Annotated in this window: 18 protein-coding genes; 7 read left to right on the top strand and 11 right to left on the bottom strand. The window is 67.5% G+C overall.

Going from position 1 to position 16,989, the window contains the following annotated elements:
- Positions 1 to 37 precede the first annotated feature (37 nt).
- Complete coding sequence (locus tag ABD260_RS11790) at positions 38 to 583, bottom strand: MarR family winged helix-turn-helix transcriptional regulator (RefSeq protein ID WP_344233470.1); 546 nt, start codon at positions 581 to 583, stop codon at positions 38 to 40.
- Between the two features lie 49 nt (positions 584 to 632).
- On the opposite strand from ABD260_RS11790, the gene ABD260_RS11785 reads away from it, so the two are divergent.
- From ABD260_RS11785 to ABD260_RS11765, 5 genes are all read left to right on the top strand, one after another.
- Positions 633 to 1,370 (top strand): SDR family NAD(P)-dependent oxidoreductase, encoded by a 738-nt coding sequence (locus ABD260_RS11785; RefSeq protein WP_344233469.1) that lies wholly within the window; start codon positions 633 to 635, stop codon positions 1,368 to 1,370.
- A 135-nt stretch (positions 1,371 to 1,505) separates the two neighbouring features.
- A complete protein-coding gene (locus tag ABD260_RS11780) occupies positions 1,506 to 2,558 on the top strand; it encodes a LacI family DNA-binding transcriptional regulator (protein ID WP_344233468.1) in 1,053 nt (350 codons plus the stop codon).
- Positions 2,559 to 2,647: 89 nt separating this feature from the next.
- On the top strand, positions 2,648 to 3,937 hold the full coding sequence (locus ABD260_RS11775; protein WP_344233467.1) for an extracellular solute-binding protein: 1,290 nt from the start codon (positions 2,648 to 2,650) through the stop codon (positions 3,935 to 3,937).
- Between the two features lie 14 nt (positions 3,938 to 3,951).
- On the top strand, positions 3,952 to 4,848 hold the full coding sequence (locus ABD260_RS11770; RefSeq protein ID WP_344233466.1) for a carbohydrate ABC transporter permease: 897 nt from the start codon (positions 3,952 to 3,954) through the stop codon (positions 4,846 to 4,848).
- Positions 4,845 to 5,741, top strand: a complete 897-nt coding sequence (locus ABD260_RS11765) for a carbohydrate ABC transporter permease (protein WP_344233465.1) — start codon at positions 4,845 to 4,847, stop codon at positions 5,739 to 5,741. Before ABD260_RS11770 ends, ABD260_RS11765 begins: the two co-directional genes overlap by 4 nt.
- 179 nt (positions 5,742 to 5,920) lie before the next feature.
- On the opposite strand, the gene ABD260_RS11760 is transcribed toward ABD260_RS11765, so the two are convergent.
- The 10 genes from ABD260_RS11760 to ABD260_RS11715 form a co-directional block, all read right to left on the bottom strand.
- Positions 5,921 to 6,049, bottom strand: a complete 129-nt coding sequence (locus ABD260_RS11760; RefSeq protein ID WP_272956405.1) for a hypothetical protein — start codon at positions 6,047 to 6,049, stop codon at positions 5,921 to 5,923.
- Between the two features lie 224 nt (positions 6,050 to 6,273).
- Positions 6,274 to 7,512: an amidohydrolase gene (locus ABD260_RS11755; protein WP_344233464.1), complete on the bottom strand. Its 1,239-nt coding sequence runs from the start codon at positions 7,510 to 7,512 to the stop codon at positions 6,274 to 6,276.
- Between the two features lie 70 nt (positions 7,513 to 7,582).
- The gene (locus tag ABD260_RS11750) at positions 7,583 to 7,936 is read right to left on the bottom strand and encodes a YciI family protein (RefSeq protein WP_344233463.1); all 354 of its coding nucleotides are present in this window, start codon (positions 7,934 to 7,936) and stop codon (positions 7,583 to 7,585) included.
- Between the two features lie 74 nt (positions 7,937 to 8,010).
- The gene (locus tag ABD260_RS11745) at positions 8,011 to 8,466 is read right to left on the bottom strand and encodes a carboxymuconolactone decarboxylase family protein (RefSeq protein ID WP_344233462.1); all 456 of its coding nucleotides are present in this window, start codon (positions 8,464 to 8,466) and stop codon (positions 8,011 to 8,013) included.
- 33 nt (positions 8,467 to 8,499) lie between these two features.
- The gene (locus ABD260_RS11740) at positions 8,500 to 9,282 is read right to left on the bottom strand and encodes a sugar phosphate isomerase/epimerase family protein (RefSeq protein WP_344233461.1); all 783 of its coding nucleotides are present in this window, start codon (positions 9,280 to 9,282) and stop codon (positions 8,500 to 8,502) included.
- The gene (locus ABD260_RS11735) at positions 9,283 to 10,107 is read right to left on the bottom strand and encodes a carbohydrate ABC transporter permease (RefSeq protein ID WP_344233460.1); all 825 of its coding nucleotides are present in this window, start codon (positions 10,105 to 10,107) and stop codon (positions 9,283 to 9,285) included.
- Complete coding sequence (locus ABD260_RS11730; RefSeq protein ID WP_344233459.1) at positions 10,097 to 11,029, bottom strand: carbohydrate ABC transporter permease; 933 nt, start codon at positions 11,027 to 11,029, stop codon at positions 10,097 to 10,099. Before ABD260_RS11730 ends, ABD260_RS11735 begins: the two co-directional genes overlap by 11 nt.
- Before the next feature lie 4 nt (positions 11,030 to 11,033).
- The gene (locus tag ABD260_RS11725) at positions 11,034 to 12,338 is read right to left on the bottom strand and encodes an ABC transporter substrate-binding protein (RefSeq protein ID WP_344233458.1); all 1,305 of its coding nucleotides are present in this window, start codon (positions 12,336 to 12,338) and stop codon (positions 11,034 to 11,036) included.
- A gap of 9 nt (positions 12,339 to 12,347) precedes the next feature.
- A complete protein-coding gene (locus ABD260_RS11720) occupies positions 12,348 to 13,499 on the bottom strand; it encodes a mandelate racemase/muconate lactonizing enzyme family protein (protein WP_344233457.1) in 1,152 nt (383 codons plus the stop codon).
- Positions 13,500 to 13,510: 11 nt separating this feature from the next.
- Positions 13,511 to 14,692, bottom strand: a complete 1,182-nt coding sequence (locus ABD260_RS11715) for a hydroxyacid dehydrogenase (RefSeq protein WP_344233456.1) — start codon at positions 14,690 to 14,692, stop codon at positions 13,511 to 13,513.
- A 95-nt stretch (positions 14,693 to 14,787) separates the two neighbouring features.
- On the opposite strand from ABD260_RS11715, the gene ABD260_RS11710 reads away from it, so the two are divergent.
- Positions 14,788 to 15,675: a LysR substrate-binding domain-containing protein gene (locus tag ABD260_RS11710; protein WP_344233455.1), complete on the top strand. Its 888-nt coding sequence runs from the start codon at positions 14,788 to 14,790 to the stop codon at positions 15,673 to 15,675.
- A 29-nt stretch (positions 15,676 to 15,704) separates the two neighbouring features.
- Positions 15,705 to 16,649, top strand: coding sequence for an SDR family NAD(P)-dependent oxidoreductase (locus tag ABD260_RS11705; RefSeq protein WP_344233454.1), 945 nt, complete (start codon positions 15,705 to 15,707; stop codon positions 16,647 to 16,649).
- Positions 16,650 to 16,989: the final 340 nt, after the last annotated feature.

Here is a 16,989-nt window from a genome sequence, read left to right as displayed (position 1 = left end):
TGACTCATCTAGCCAGCGGGGACGGCGGCCAAAAGCTTCAAGAGTCGGAGGAAGGTTGGCGGGCCACGCGCGCGACCTGGTCGAGCAGTTCCTGGAGCTGTCCGGCGAGCTGGGTGCGGGCGTCGGGGGAGAGTGACGCGACGAGTTCGGACTCACGGGTGAGGACCTGGTCGACGGTGCGTTCGATCAGGTCGTGGCCGTCCGGGGTGAGCGTGACGAGGACCGCGCGGGTGCCGTCGTCGGCGCCCCGGCGAGTGACCAGACCGGCGTCCTCGGCCCGTGCGACCCGCTGCGAGATCGCTCCAGCGGTGACGAGCGTACGACGGGCGAGCTCGCGCGTGCTGACCTCGTACGGAGCGCCGGCGCGACGCAGCACGCTGAGCAGATCCAGGGTCGCCGGGTCGATGCCCGCGTCGGCCAGTACGCGGCGGCGGTCGTCGGCGAACAGTTTCGCCAGCCGCCACAGTGGCGTGACGATCTCGATCGAGTCGGTCGGCGTACCGGGGCGCTCGCGCTGCCAGGCGTGGGCGATCTCCGCCGCCGGGTACGTGTTCGGGGAATCGAGGGGGTAGTTGTCCGTCACGTTCTCCATGCTACGTTTAGGGCTAAACATTTAGAGCTAAACGTTGGAGATGACTATGCGTACGATCGTGGTGACCGGGGGAGCGACCGGTATCGGGCGGGCGACCGCGGAGCAGTTTCGGGCCGATGGTGACGAGGTGGTGATCACCGGGCGGCGCGCCGACGTCCTGGCGAAGGCGGCGGCCGAGCTGGGGGCCAGGGGAGTGGTGTGCGATGCGACCGACCCCGAGCAGGTGCAGCAACTGCTCACCGAACTGCCGGAAAAGGTGGATGTGCTCGTCAACAACGCCGGCGGCAACACCGACTTCAGCCGCACGGGCGGCGACCTTTCCGAACCTGCGGGCGGCGAGCTGGCTCAGCTGAAGTCGAGCTGGCTGGCCAACCTGGAAGCCAACCTGATCAGTGCTGTGCTGACCACAGCGGCCCTCGCGCCACGCTTGACCACCGCAGTCGTCCATCTCGGGTCGATCGCCGGCGCGCGCGGCCCCGGCTCGTACGGCGCCTCCAAGGCCGGCTTGGCCCTGTGGAATGCCGAGGTAGCCGCCGAGCTCGGCCCCCGCGGCATCACGTCCAACGTGGTCGCGCCCGGCTTCACCGCCGGCACCGAGTTCTTCCAGGGTCAGCTGAGCGACGAGCGACGCGAGACGTTGCTCCAGGCAACGCTCACCAAGCGCGAGGGCGAGGTCGCCGACATCGCCGCCACCATCCACTTCCTCGCCTCCCCGGCCGCCCGCCACCTCACCGGCCAGGTCCTGCACGTCAACGGCGGCGCCCTGACCACCCGCTAACCGGCAGCTCGACAGTACGTATACGTCCACTTCGCCCGAACGCGGGCGGGGGTGAGCGGGCGGGTGCACCGCCGGCGGCGACACCTCCTGTCGAGCTGCTGATCCACTCGGTGGCCAGGTGTGACAATGGCCGGTATGCGTCCGACTGTCAAAGATGTGGCCAAGCTGGCCGGGGTGTCACCGAAGACGGTGTCGAACGTGATCAACGGCGTCGTCTTCGTCCGGCCGGACACCCGCGCCCGGGTGGAGAGCGCGCTGGCCGAGCTCGACTACGTGCCGAACATGAGCGCCCGCGGCCTGCGCAACGGCCGGACCGGGATGATCGCGCTCGCACTGCCGGACCTGCTCCGCCCGTACTCGGCCGAGATCGTCCACCTGGTCGTCGAGCTCGCGCACGAACGCGGCTGGGGGGTGCAGATCGAGCAGACCGCCGCCGAGCCGAAGCGTGAGTTCGAGCTGCTCTCCAAAGCGCGGGCGTACCTGGTCGACGGCCTGATCCTGAACCCGGTGAACCTCGACGACAGCGCGGTTCTGTCCGCGGGGCCGCTGCCGCCGCTCGTCCTGATCGGCGATGTCGACCAGGACCTGGTCAGCCAGGTCGCGATCGACAACGTGGCGGCCGCGCGCGACATGACCAAACATTTGCTCGACCGCGGCTGCCGCCGGATCGCCGTTGTCGGTACGCCCGAGATCCCCCGTGGATCGAGCGGCGCGGGCGTACTGGCCGGATCTTCCGAGGGCGAACCAGGCACGGCGGCGTCGCGGCTGCGGACCGCCGGGTACCGCGAGGCGCTCGCGGCGGCCGGCGTACCGGTCGATCCGGTGCTGGAGATCAGCCTGGACCGCTGGCGGCCAGAGGGTGCGGCGACCGTGGTCGGGAAGTACCTGGCCGACCACGAGTTGCCGGACGCGTTCTTCTGCTTCACCGACTCGATGGCCTCCGGGGCGCTGGCGGCGCTGTGGAGCGCGGGCATCCGGGTGCCGGAGCAGACGCTGGTGGCCGGGTTCGACAACATTCTCGAGAGTCAGTTCATGATTCCGCCGCTGACCACGATCGACTTCGACCGGCGTGAGTTCGTCGCGGCCGCGCTCGATCTGCTCGGCGAACGGATGGCGGACAAGACGGCCCCGCCGCGCCGCGTGATGGTTCCACACCGGGTGATCGAGCGGGCCAGTACCGCACGCTAACGGATACGTTTCCACAAAATCCCACATCGCAGTCTTGTCTGGGGCATTCTAACGATGTAATTTTCGGTTCGCCTCTCGAAGGAGACCGAATGAGTGACCTCTCCCGGCGCAGCCTGCTGAAAACAGCGGCCGCGCTCGCCGGTGGCGGGTTGCTCGTCGGCTGCGCGCCTGGTGCGTCGCGGTCGGCGACCGACCTCAGCTATTGGCACCTGATGACCGGTAGTGACGGCGCGGTGATGGCCGGCCTGGTGGACGCCGTCAACGCCGCGAACCTCGGATTCCGCGCGACCCAGACAGTGCTCGCGTGGGGCCCGCCGTACTACACCAAGCTGGCGATGGCCTCGGCCGGCGGCCGGGCACCGGACGTGGCGATCATGCACGCGTCCCGGATCGCCGGGTACGCGCCCGGCGGGCTGCTGGAACCGTGGGACCTCGACCTGCTGGCCGAAGTGGGCCTGCACGAAAGCGACTTCCCGGCGCGGGTCTGGGAGAAGTGCCAGTACGACGGCAAGCCGTACGCGATCGCGCTCGACACCCACCCGTTCGTGCTCTACTACAACACCGAGCACGCGCAGAAGGCCGGCGTCACCGACGCGCTCCGGACGATGAAGAGCCCGGAGGAGTTCACCGAGATCGCGACCAAGCTGCAACGGGTGACCGGCAAGCACGGTCTGTCGTACGGGTACCTGGGCGACGGTTCGCAGATGTGGCGATTGTTCTACACGTTGTACCGGCAGACCGGCGCGGACATGAAGCTGGTGCCCGGCCGGAAGGCCGAGGTGGACGAAGACGCGGCCGTGAAGACGCTGAAGTTCATCCGGTCGCTGCTGAACGACAAGATCGCCTCCCGCAGCGGCGACGGCGGTACGGCGACGGCCGAGTTCCTGCACGGCGAGAGCGGCATGTTCTTCGGCGGCGTCTGGGAACTGCCCGCGCTGAAGGACGCGAAGCTGCCGTTGGACGCGATGCCGATCCCGACCTTGTTCGGTACCCAGGCGGCGTACGCGGACTCGCACACGTTCGTACTGCCCCGGCAGTCGAAGGTCGATCCGGAGCGGCGCAAGCACGTGTACCGGATGGTCGCGGAGATCCTGAAGCGTTCGGTGAAGTGGGCCGACGGCGGTCACATCCCGGCGTACCAGCCGGTGACGAAGAGCGCCGAGTACCAGGCGCTGAAACCGCAGTCGAACTACGCGGGCATCCCGGAGTACGTGAACTACGACCCGGATGTCTGGTTCAGCGGCGCCGGCAGTGACTTCCAGAACTACTTCTCCGAGAACGTGCAGAACGTGTTCCTCGGCAGTGGTGACCCAGCGGCCGGGTTCGACGGGTTCGTGGCGCGGCTGAACAAGCTGCTCGACCGTCCGCAACCGGTGTGAGAGGAGAGACCCAGATGTCGACTGCTGGTGGCTGGCTGAAAGCCAAGCGCGGGGAAACCCTCACCGGATGGGCGTTCGCGGCGCCGTTCGCCCTGCTTTTCGGGCTGTTCCTCGTCGTGCCGGCTGTGTACGGCCTGTACCTGAGCTTCACCGGTGAGACGCTGACCGGCGCGGGCAGTGGCTTGGTCGGGTTGTCGAACTACGGCGAGGCCCTGCGCGACCCGGACATGTGGAAATCGCTCGGCAACACGCTGTGGTTCACGCTGCTGAGCACTGTCCCGCTGGTGGTGCTGTCGCTCGCGCTGGCGCTGCTGGTGAACCTCGGCCTGCCGGGGCGCTGGCTCTGGCGGCTGTCGTTCTTCCTGCCGTACCTGCTCGCGTCCACTGTCGTGGTGATGTTCTGGAGCTGGATGTACAACCCCACGCTCGGGTTGATCAACGGCGTGCTGGCGAAGTTCGGCGGCGCGCCGGTGGCCTGGCTGCAGGACCCGAAGGTGGCGATGCTCTCGGTCGTGATCACCACGCTGTGGTGGACGATCGGCTTCAACTTCCTGCTCTATCTGGCGGCGTTGCAGAACATCCCGGAGCAGCAGTTCGAGGCGGCCGCGATCGACGGCGCCGGCAAGTGGCGGCAGCTGTTCTCGATCGTGATCCCGCAGCTGACGCCGACCACCGTGCTGATCCTGATGCTGCAGATCCTGGCGTCGCTGAAGGTGTTCGACCAGATCTACATGCTCACCAACGGCGGGCCGGCCGGCAAGACCCGGTCGATCGTGCAGTACATCTACGAGTCCGGCTTCACCGGCTACCGGTTCGGTTACTCGTCGGCCATCTCGTACCTGTTCTTCGCGCTCATCGTCCTGGTGTCGCTGGCGCAGTACAAGCTGATCAACCGCAGGAGCGCCGCATGAGCACGTACACACTGAGCCGGGGGATCCAGGGCCGGACCCTCAAACAAACGCACAAGCCGGGCGAAAACCCGTGGAGTGTGTCCAGAATGGTCGCGCTGCTGGTGCTCGCGGTGCTGGCCGCGACCTGGCTCGTCCCGTTCGCCTGGGCCGTACTCACCTCGCTGAAGAGCGAAGCCGACGCAGGCGCGTCGACGATCACCTTGAACCCGCCCGATGGCTTCAGCTTCGACGCGTACCGGAAGGTGCTGTCCGCGGGCGACATCCCGTCCTGGGCGTGGAACAGCCTGATCACCTCGGTCGCGATCACGCTGATCACGGTCGCCACGTCGGCGCTCGCGGGGTACGCGTTCTCGCGGGTGAACTTCAAGGGCAAGCGCTGGCTGTACGCGGCGATCATCGCGGCCATCATCATTCCGCCGCAGTTGCTGATCGTCCCGCTGTTCCGGCAGATGCTGGCGTTCAACCTGGTCGACACGTACTGGGGGATCATCCTGCCGCAGGCGTTCGCGCCGGCGATGGTGCTGATCCTGAAGCGCTTCTTCGATCAGATCCCGGTCGAGCTGGAAGAGGCCGCGCGGGTGGACGGCGCGAGCCGGCTGCGGGTGTTCTGGTCGATTGTGCTGCCGTTGTCGCGGCCGATCCTGGCGGCGGTCGGGATCTTCGTGTTCATCGGCGCCTGGAACAACTTCCTCTGGCCGTTCATCGTCACCACCGACGCGCACCTGATGACGCTGCCGGTGGGTCTGCAGACGGTGAAGAGCGCGTACGGCCTGCAGTACGCGCAGAACATGGCCTCCGCGATCCTGGCCGCGCTTCCGCTGGTCGTGGTGTTCCTGTTCTTCCAGCGGCAGATCATCAAGGGAATTGCTACCACTGGCTTCGGTGGTCAGTAGACCAGCCGGCAGGAATCGCCGGACCGGAGTTCCGCCGCACGGGATTCCGGTCACGATCCCTTGAAAACGTCGTCACTCTCAGCGAGGGTTACTTGATCACTCGGGGATAGCTCTCGATGAGAAGGGGGAAGTGTGTCAGCGATGACAAGGCTCGCCGAGCAGTGCCGTGATGTGAGGAGTCACGGCAACGCAGGGCTCGGACGAGCTTCGATCCAACCGGCGGTGTGTACCGGCATCCACGAGGTGAGCTCGTCGATTCCGTCGGTGCGGCCGCGACGCGTGGCGGTGCTCAGGCTGAGCAACGGCATGACGACCACGCTGCGATTGGGCGACGGCGCACCGGCGCCGTCGCCAGGTGCCACCGTTTATGTCCAGGGTGGCCGGGGCATGGGTGATCAGCCCGTCTCAGGTGGGGTCATCCTCGCGTCGAGGAAGCCCGGCCGGAGGTAAACGGTCTGACCAGTGGCTCGCCGGTCTCAGGTGTCCAACGCCCAGCTGAGGCCGGCAAGTCCCTGAGGACAGACATCTGCCCTCATGACGGCTGGGGCAGCCAGGTCCGGGCCGCCCGGACCAGCGCCTGGACGCCGACCGCGAGCGTCGGGTCGGGTACGGGCGCGAACAGCGGTGAATGGTTCGACGGCAGGTCCTGGATGATGCTCTGCAGCGCGGCGATGTCCGTAGCACCGGCGAAGGGCGCCGGGTCCGCGCCACCGAGCAGCCAGTAGACGCACGGCGCGCCGGCCGCCGAGGCCAGGATGCCGACGTCTTCGCTTCCGGTCACCGGCCCCGGATCCACGATCCGCCCGGCGCCGAACTCTTCCGTGAACGCCGACCTGGTCCGCGCAACTCCCTCGGTGTCGTTCACGACCGCGGGGAACGTCATGACGTGCCGGATCTCCGGCGGCTTCGGTGCACCGGCGGTGGCGGCCTCACCGTTGACGATGCGTTCGACGGCTGCCATCACGGTTTCCCGGACGCGCGGTTCGAAGGAGCGGATGCTCAGCTGAAGCTCAGCGTCGTCGGGAATGATGTTGTCCTTGGTGCCCGCTTGCAACGAGCCGATGGTGAGTACGGCCGTGTCCGCCGCGGCTACTTCGCGGGACACGACTGTCTGCAGGCGCATCACCGTGGCGGCCGCCATCACGACCGGATCGACGGAGACCTCGGGCCGGGAACCGTGCGCGCCGCGACCGTACATGGTCACGTGCAGCGTGTCGGCGCCGGCGAAGGACGGCCCGGCGCGGAGCCCGATGATCCCGGCCGGCAGCGGCGCGACATGCTGCCCGAGGACGACGGCCGGCGTACCGAACCGGGCGTACAAACCGTCGTCGATCATGTTCTGGGCGCCGCGGCCGAGCTCTTCGGCCGGCTGGAAGACCAGGAGCAGGGTGCCCCGCCAGCCGGTGCGATCCGCGGCTAGCGCTTGGGCCGCTCCCAGCAGGCAGGTGACGTGCACATCGTGCCCGCAGGCGTGCATCACCGGCACGTCGTTGCCTGCCGGGTCGGTTCCGCGTACGCGGCTCGCGTACGGCAGGCCGGTCTTCTCCTCGACTGGCAGCGCATCCATGTCCGCACGCAGTAGCGCGATCGGGCCGTCGCCGTTGTGCAGTACGCCCACCACGCCGGTACCGCCGACGCCGGCTGTCACGTCGTACCCGAACGACTCCAACTGAGCCGCGACGATCCCTGCGGTCCGAACCTCGTGCAGGGAAAGCTCGGGGTGGGCGTGCAGATCCCGGTAGATCCCGGCAAGGTCGAATGACTGATTCACGCGCTGATCCCCGTTCCGTGCTGGACGGCCCGAACGTTTCACGGTAGCACCGGGACCCCGCTGAACCAGGTCAGGTGTCGAGGGGAGTGGGGGTGAACTCGCGGATCTCGATCGGTGAGTACGGTGCCTCGGGCAGCCGGGCGGCGATCTCGGTCGCGCGGTCGAGGTCGCAGTCGACGACGTAGTACCCGGCCAGCACTTCCTTGGCCTCGGTGAACGGCCCGTCGGTGACCGCGGTGACGCCGTCGGTGACCCGCACCACCCGCGCGTTCGTGACGGTCAGGCCGATGCCGTCGATGAGCTCGCCGTTCGCCTTCAGCTCCGCGCCGAGCTCGCGGTGCTGGTCCATCACCTTGTCCAGGCCGATGGCCTCCATCGTGCTCCAGGTCTGTTCGTTGCCATAGATCAGCAGCATGTATTTCATCCCGTGCCTCCATTCACCCGGATACGTCGGAGCCCCGGATGCCGTTTCGACATCCGGGGCTCTCACGCTAGCGACTACCAGGTGGCACCCGCGGGCTGCCGCACCGTGGTGTTGATGCGGTTGAACATGTTGGTGAGCGCGATCATCAGCACGATCGCGGACAGTTCCTTCTCGCCGAAGTGCGCCTGCGCGGCGGCCCAGATCTCGTCGCTGACCGCCGTCGGGTTGTCGGCCAGCCGGGTCGCCGCCTCGGCCATCTCCAGCGCGGCGCGCTCGGCGTCGGTGAACAGGTCGGAGTCGCGCCACGCGGCGACCTGGTGCAGCCGCTCGTCGGTCTCACCGTTCTTGAGCGCCGACTTGATCCCGCCGAACACACAAGGCGAGCAGCCGTTGATCTGGCTGGCCCGCAGGTGCACCAGCTCCAGTACCTTGCCGTCGGTACCGGACTGGCCGATGGCCTTGTAGATGTTCTGGATGCCCTTGGTGGCGTCCGGCAGGATCTCGGCGGGGTTGGTCATCCGTGCTTGCATCTGAGGTTCTCCATCAGGTTCCGTTGGTCTATTTCACTCCCTTGACGGATGCTGCGCGGCGGATGTGACAGCGAAGTGCAGATCTTTTCGGAGCCGTTCCTCGACGGGTACGGCGGGATCGGAGTACTGCCCGGTCAGGCAGATCGGCCCGGTGTAGTTGACCTGGCGCAGTGCGGCGAAGACAGCCGGCCAGTCCGCCAGTCCTTCCTCCGCCTCGACGAAGTGCGTTTTCCAGTTGCCGTTCGTACGGGTGTAGTGGACGTTCTTCAGATTCACCAGGCCCAGCCGGTCGGCGCCAAGTTGCAGCGTCACCGCCGGGTGATCACCGGCCAGTGCGTCATGTGCTGCGTCCCAGACCAGCTTGAAGTGGTTGGGCAGTCCGTCGAGCAGCTGCATTACGCCGAGCGTCGACGATACGTACCGTCCGTGGTGTGGCTGCACGCCGACGTGTACGTCGTACCGCTCGGTGAGTTCGACGGCTTGCTCCAGCCGCTCGCGGTTCCGGCGGACCGACGCCGCGTACCCGTCCGGGCCGAGCTCGGCCATGATCCGGATCATCGGCACCCCCGACTCCGCGCAGGCCGCGAACACCGGTTCGGACAGGTCACTCGCGACGCTGATCGGTTCGATGCCCTCGGCACGTAGTTGAGCGGTGAACTTCGGCAGCTCACTCTCAGCGGTCGCGGGCGTCACGTACGCGGTTTCCCGGACCGGGAGCTCGGCGCCCGCGAAGCCGATCCCGGCGATCAGTTTGCCGAGTTCGTCGCCCGGCAACCCCGACCACGGTTTGGTGAAAACGGACCACAGATACGACATTCAGCGGCCTCCCAGCCCACTCATGGTGATACCTCGGACAAACCAGCGCTGGGTCAGGAAGAACAGGACGATCAGCGGGACCGTGGTGACGGTCGCGGCCATCAGCAACAGGTTCCATTGGGTGCCGTTGGTGTCCTGGAACACCTGCAGCCCGACCGATGCGGTCCGCGTCGCGTCGCTGTTCGAGATGACCAACGGCCAGAGCAGGTTGTTCCACTGGCCGATGAACTTGAACACCGCCAGCGTCGCGATCGCGGGGACCGCGAGCGGCACGATCACCCGGACGAACGCCTGCCACCGGTTCGCACCGTCCAGTCGCGCGGCCTCCTCGTAGTCGCGGGGGATGCCGAGGAAGAACTGCCGGAGCAGGAACACGCCGATCGCGGTGAACGCGTGTGGCAGGATCATCCCCGGCCAGGTGTCGATCCCGTGCAGCTTCGCCACCAGCACGAACTGGGGAATCAGCGTCACCTGCGACGGGATCATCAAGGTCGCGAGATAGATGCCGAACAACCAGCTCCGGCCCGGGAAGTTCAGTCGCGCGAACGCGTACGCGGCGAGGGCGGCTGTGACGGTCTCGAGGATCGTGGTTCCGGCCGCGAAGTAGACGGTGTTCAGCAGGTACTTGCCGAGTGGGACCAGGTCGAACGCGCGGGTCAGGTTCTCCGGATGCCAACTGCTTGGCCAAAAGGATGGTTTCGCGGCCATCGACTCGGCATCGGACTGGAACGCGACCAGCACCATCATCACGACCGGTACGAGTGTGACGGCGGTGACCAGGAAGCAGGTGAAGACGACAAGCCGTCGGCGTACGTCAGTTGTCATAGTGCACCAGCCTCCGCTGGAACAGGAACTGGCCCGCGGTGATCATCACGATGAACGCGAACAGCACCAGCGATTGCGCCGCCGCGTACCCCTGGTCGTAGTTCTCGAAGCCGGTTCGGTAGATGTACATGACGAGCGTCGTGGTGCGGCTGCCCGGACCGCCGTTGGTCATGATCAGCGCCTGGTCGAACACCTGGAACGACCCGATCACCGAGGTCACCACGACGAAGAACAGCGCGGGGGAGAGCATCGGGAGGGTGATGTGCCGGAAGCTGTTCCACGGTGACGTGCCGTCGACCCGGCCGGCCTCGTACAACTGCTGCGGGATCGCCTGCAGTCCGGCGAGGAAGACCACCATGCCGAAGCCGAAGCTCTTCCAGACGCTCATCAGGATCAGCGCGGGCATCGCCCAGGTGTCAGAGATCAGCCAGGCCGGACCGCTGAGGCCGAACCAGCCGAGCACGGCGTTCGCCAGACCGTCGTGCGGGATGTACAGCCAGATCCAGACGAACGCGACCGCGACCGTGATGGTTGCGTACGGCAACAGCAGGAGCGAGCGGAAGATCGTGATCCGCTTCAGTCCCTGATTGAGCAACAGGGCGAGCGCGAGGCTGACCAGGATCGTCAACGGGACGCTGACCAGGGTGAAGTACGCGGTGTTGCCGAGCGCGGACCAGAAGGTCGGATCCGGTCCGAGGCGGGCGAAGTTGTGCAGACCGGCCCAGGTGGGGGCGCTGAACAGGTTCCAGTCGAGCAGCGAGATGACGCCCGCGGCGACGACCGGTCCGGCGGTGAAGATCAGGAAGCCGATCAGGCTGGGGAGGATGAACAGCCAGGCGGTGAGCGATTCACGATTGCGCCAGCGCGGCGTCGGCCTGGCGGCAGGTGCCACGGTGATTGCGGGTGCGGTGTCGACGGCCATTGGGTCACCTCTTCCTGGCGGTGGCTTGGCGGACGGTGTCGAGATGCTGCCGCATCAGGATGTCCAGGCGCGGCGTCAGCCCGCTGATCGCGTCGGCGACGGAGACCTGACCGAGGAACGTCCGGGGCAGATCCTGACCCAGCAACTGCTTGACCTGGTTCCAGTTGGTCGTGACATCGAACGCGTGCCCGCCGGCCAGCTTCCCGGCGAGGATCTGCTGCACGATGCCGAGGTTGTCCGGCGGCGGCTGGAACGCGGAGCCCGCGCTCAACCGCGCCGGGTTGTTCCGGCCGGCCTTGGCGTAGATGTCGAGTGCGCCGGTGCTGGTCAGCGTTTTCAGCAGTCGCCAGGCAAGATCGAGTTGCGCACCGTCGCGTACGCCCGATGGGATCGCGAAGCTGGACCCGGAGACCCGGGGCGTACTGCCCGCGGCACCGGCCGGGAACGGGATGATGTCCCAGTCGAACTTCGCCTTCCGTACGTTGACCACCTGCCACGGACCGTTCTGCATGAACGCGACGTTGCCTTGCAGGAAGTTGGACAGTGAGCTTTCGGTGACCAGGTTCTTGATCGGCGGCGTGACCTGGTCCGTGACGAACAGGCCGATGACGTACTGGAGCGCCTCCATCGCCTCCGGATCGCGGAGCGTGCTGCGGCTGGCGTCGGCGCTCATCACGTTGCCGCCGACGCAGTAGATCCACGACACGAGATCGTCGATCGCGGGCGCGCAGGTGAACCCGTACTGCTTGCCGGGCTTTGTCAGTTGTTTGGCCAGGTCGCGGAACGTTGCCCAGGACATCGGTTCGGTCTTCGACGGGAGCGCGATGCCTTGCTGCTTGAGCAGGTCCTTGTTGTAGTACATGACCGTCGGCGCGACGTCGAAGCCGATCGCGTACGTCTTGTTGTTGAAGCTCGAGATCCGGCGGCTGGTCGGGTAGAAGTCGTCCAGATCGAAGTCAGGGTCGGCGGCGATCAGGTCGTCGAGCGGACGGTGCGCGCCGCGGGCCGCGTAGGTCGGGATCAGGGTGCCGTTCAGCGCGGTCACCAGGCCGGCGGTGCCGCTGACGAGTTGCAGGTCGAGCTTGGTCGGGTAGCCGTTCGACGGGGTCAGGGTCGCGACGGACCGGACCTTGAGTTGCTGCTCGACGTACGTGCCGAAGTCGGCCCAGACCTTCTTCTCGGCGGCGCTGCTGGACCACATCGACCAGGTGGCGGTGCCGGCCGGCGGACCCGACGAGCAACCCGCCAGGGTGCCTGCCGCGGCGGCGGCCCCGAGGCCGAGGAAGCCGCGGCGGGACAGTTCGGACATGTCTTCTCCTCACCGGTAGCGCAGGTCGATCGACTCGGCGCGGATTCGCTCCTCGTCGACCTCGACGCCCAATCCAGGGGCGGTGGGGACCGTCGCGACGGCCATGGGCGAACGCGTGATGGTCAGCCCGTCGACATACAGATCGGTCAGCAGCTCCGGCCCGTTGAGCTCGGCGGGCAGTGCGAGCTCGAGCTGACTGAACACGTGCAGGGCGGCGGCGAAGGCGATTCCGCAGTCGGTGAGACCGCTGGCGAGGATCTCCAGCCCGCCGGCGAGCGCGGTCTGCGCGGTCTTCAGTGCATTCCGGAGTCCGCCAGACTTGCAGATCTTCACCACGACCAGATCGGCCGCGTCCAGGCGGATCGCGCGGGCCAGGTCCTGCGCGGAAAAGCTGCCTTCGTCGATCGCGATCGGCAGGTCGATCAGCCCGCGCACTCGCTGCATCGCGAGCGTGTCCGTACTCGGGACCGGCTGTTCGACGCAGTGGATGGTGCGTACGTGGGCCGTACGATCCCTGAGCTGTTTGAGGGCGGCCGGACGGTACGACTGGTTGGCGTCGAGCCAGAGCGGTTTGGGGCCGGCGACCTCCGCGACGGTCTCGATCGCGGCTGTGTCGGCGTCCAGGTCGCCGCCGATCTTGACCTTGTAGGCCGGATAGTCCGACGACTGCTTCGCGTGTTCGTGGACCGTTGCGGTGTCGCCGACGCCGATGGCCGAGCACAGCGGGATCTCGTCGTGCAGCTTGCCGCCGAGCAGTGCGTGTACGGGTACGCCGGCCAGCTTTCCGGCGGCATCGTGCATGGCGATGTCGACCGCGGCGCGGGCGAACGGGAAGCCGTTCGACACCGCGGGACTCAGGCGCTTCGCGGCGCGCTGGTGGAACAGTTCGACGTCGTACGGCGTGAGTTCGAGCAGGATCGGGGCGAGGTGGCGGCGGATGACGACCGCCATCGTCTCGGCGGTCTCGTAGCTCCAGCTGGGCAGCGCGCGCTGCTCACCCCAGCCGACGACGCCGTCCGCGGTGGTCAGCTTCACGAAGATCACCGCGGCGGCCTGGTCCGGCGCCGCGCCGGGCGCGCCGACCGCGCCGCTGCCGAGCACGAACCGGCGGGCGAACGGGACCGCGACCGGGAAGACCTCGACCTTGGTGATGCGGGACATCGGCGGTCCTTTCAGGCGGCGATCGACCAGGTGGACGGGTCGACGAAACTCGGTCCGCGGGTGCCGTCGTTCAGCCAGCGGAGGACGTCTTTCAGTACGTAGCCGGCGAGGGCTCGATGACCTTCTTCGGTGTCGCCGGCCACGTGGGGAGTTAGGAGGAGGTTCGGTGCGGCGAGGGTGGTCGGGTCGAACGTGGGCGGCTCGGGGTCGTACACGTCGAGGGCGGCATAGATGCGGCCGTTGAGCGCGTGGTCCAGGAGGGCTTGCTGGTCGATGGCTGGTCCGCGGGACGAGTTGACGACCACTGCGCCGTCGGGGAGGTTCTCGATCAGGTCGCGGGTGATCATGCCTTTGGTTTCCGGCACGTTGGGGACGTGGATGGTGAGGAACGGGCTGGTGGCCGCTTCCTCGAGGGTTGCTTTGCGTACGCCGAGGTCGGCTGCTCGTTCTGTTGTGAGGTACGGGTCGTAGACGGCCAGGTCGCAGTTGAAGGGTTTGAGGAGGGTGATGAGGGCGCGGGCGGTGCTGCTGGCGCCGATGATGCCGACTTTGGCGCCGGTCAGTTCGTGGCCGCGGAAGGTTGATTGCTTCCAGCCGCCGGCGCGGAGGGCGCCGTCGAAGCGGGGGAGGCGGCGGGCGAGGGTGAGCATCGCGGCCAAGCAGTATTCGCCGACCGACCAGGCGATCCGCGGGCCGGCCGAGAAGACCGCGACGCCTTGGTCGAGGAGGCCCGGGTCGATCAGATTCTTCACGGTGCCTGCCGCATGCGCGACCGCCTTCGGCCCACCACCCACCCACAACTCCCCACCAAGCCGCGGCGTCCCCCAACTGGTCAGCAGAACGTCAGCCCCCTTTGCCAACTCTGGAACAGCAGCCGCATCAAGGGCGGCCGGCTTCGCGACGGGTCGGTCGGCTCGGCCAGTCGCGGGGGCTCTCCCGGCCGACCAAGCTGCTGCGTCCCCCGCCGCCGCTGCAGCTGGTTCTGCCGCCGCCGCTGCAGCTGGTTTTGCCGCCGTCGACGGCGCCGTCGTGTCCGGTTCCGCCGCCGGTGAGTTCCCGGCCGGCGACGGGGCTGCGACGTGGTCCTCGGTTGCCCACACCACCTCGAAGTGCTCTTCCAGTAGGCGGCGGGTTTCGGGATCTACTACGTCGGCGGCGCGTTCCGGGGTGATGAGTGCGGCGAGTTTCGGCACGGGAGGCTCCTTGGCGGTCGGGCGTGCTCCGACGGTAGGCGCTTTCCGTTATGCAGGTCCAAGCCCGATTTCGTATTGACCGATACCGTGCCTGCATGGACTTCTCGCTGCAGCAGCTCCGCGGTTTCGTCGCGGTCGCCGAAGAACTCCACTACGGCCGCGCCGCCCAGCGCTTGAACCTGACCCAGCCACCGCTCACCCGCCAGATCCAGGGCCTCGAACGCGCCCTGGACGTCCGCCTGTTCGACCGCACCGGCCGGGGCGTACGCCTCACCGCCGCAGGCGCCGTCTTCCTCGAACACTCCCGCCGCGTACTCGCCCTCCTGGAGGTAGCACCAGAAGCCACCCGCCGAGCCGCCGACGGCACCACCGGTACGCTCCGCCTCGCCTTCACCGCGATCGGCGCGTACGCGGTACTGGCCGACTTCCTCACCATGGTCGCCAAGCGAACCCCCGGCGTAACCGCCGAGTTGACCGAACTCGTCAGCCCCGACCAATTCGAAGCACTCGCGAAGATGGAGATCGACCTGGGCCTGGTCCGCCCACCAATCCCAGAGCATTTCGAGTCATTGCTGGTCCACTCCGAGGACCTCGTACTCGCCGTACCCGCCGCACACCCACTGGCCAACGGCACCGGACCGGTCGCGCTGGCGGACGCGACCGCCGACTACATCGGCTACAGCCCCGAGGGTTCGCAGTACTTGCACGACATCTGCGCCGCCATGATCGGAATGGACCGGTACGCGGTCAGCCAGCTCGCCTCGCAAGTACCGACCATGCTCGCGTTGGTACGCGCCGGCCTCGGCTGCGCGTTGATCCCGCGATCGATCAAGGCCATGGGCGTGGAAGGCGTCCGGTACCGCGAACTCGACGCGGCCGACGCGCACTCGGTCACCCTGCACGCCTGCTGGAACCCGGACAACCCCAACCCGGCGCTCCAACGCCTGACCGAGTCGCTCCGCGAGAATCCGCACTTGACTTAGAGCGAACTCTAATTCGTACGCTCAAGAGCATGAACGCACAACACAAGCTCGGCTCGGGTTGCGGGCATGACAGCACCGCCGACGACGTACTGGCCGGAATCGACCTGACCGGCAAGCTGGCGATCGTCACCGGTGGATATTCCGGTCTCGGTCTGGAGACCACGAAGGCGCTGGCGAAGGCCGGTGCGCACGTCGTCGTACCGGCGCGGCGGCCGGAGGTGGCGCGGGAGGCCGTCGGGGAGTTCGCCGAGGTGGACGAGCTGGACCTCGGGGACCTGGCGAGCGTGCAGGCGTTCGCGGACCGGTTCCTCGCGTCCGGGCGGTCGATCGACATCCTGATCGACAACGCGGCGATCATGGCCTGCCCGGAGACCCGCGTCGGGCCGGGCTGGGAAGCGCAGTTCGCGACCAACCACCTCGGGCACTTCGCGCTGGCGAACCGGCTCTGGCCGGCGCTGACGGCGAACGGCGGCGGCCGGGTCGTCTCGGTCTCGTCGACCGGGCACCGGCGCTCCGACATCCGGTGGGACGACCTGGAGTTCCGGCTCGGGTACGAGAAGTGGCAGGCGTACGGTCAGGCGAAGACCGCCAACGTACTGTTCGCCGTCCAGCTCGATGCCCTGGGCAAGGACTCCGGCGTGCGGGCGTACGCGCTGCACCCGGGAGGCATCCTGACGCCGTTGCAGCGGCATCTGCCGAAGCAGGAAATGGTCGACCTCGGCTGGATCGACGCGGACGGCAACTTGTTGAGCCCGCATTTCAAGACCCCTGAGCAGGGCGCCGCGACCCAGGTCTGGGCGGCGACCTCGGCGCAGCTCGACGAGGTCGGCGGCGTGTTCCTCGAGGACTGCGACGTAGCCGAGGTGTCGACGGACGACACACCGGGCGTCCGGCCATACGCAATCGATCCGGCCGCGGCCGAGCGACTGTGGACGGTGTCCGCACAACTCACCGGAGTGAACGCCTTGAGCTAACGGCTCTCGTGCCATGCGAGACCCCGCAACGGTCCCGATCTCGCGTGTGAACCGCCCGCCCCCAGCCCAAGCCCGTCGTGGCGACGTGTGGTGCGGTGGTGATCCGCCCCAAACCGGTTTGGGGCGGATCACCACCAGGACCGGGGAGTGCAACTGTCCGATTCGGGCGGTGCGAGGCCCCAAACCGGTTTGGGGCCGACGCGAGCAGGGGATGGGGGGTGGCGTGTCGTGGGGCGGTGCGAGGCTGTTCGTACGGGGTGGGTGGCTGGGGGTCGTGGGGTTGGGTGGTGTGCGGGTGGACAGGACGTGCGGGTTGGGTGGGTAGTGCACTTGAGCGTGA

The sequence above is a fragment of the Kribbella hippodromi genome, from assembly GCF_039531045.1.
Taxonomy (GTDB): domain Bacteria; phylum Actinomycetota; class Actinomycetes; order Propionibacteriales; family Kribbellaceae; genus Kribbella; species Kribbella hippodromi.
The sequence above is the reverse complement of the archived record's forward strand: the minus strand, read 5'-3'. Positions and strand labels throughout refer to the sequence as shown.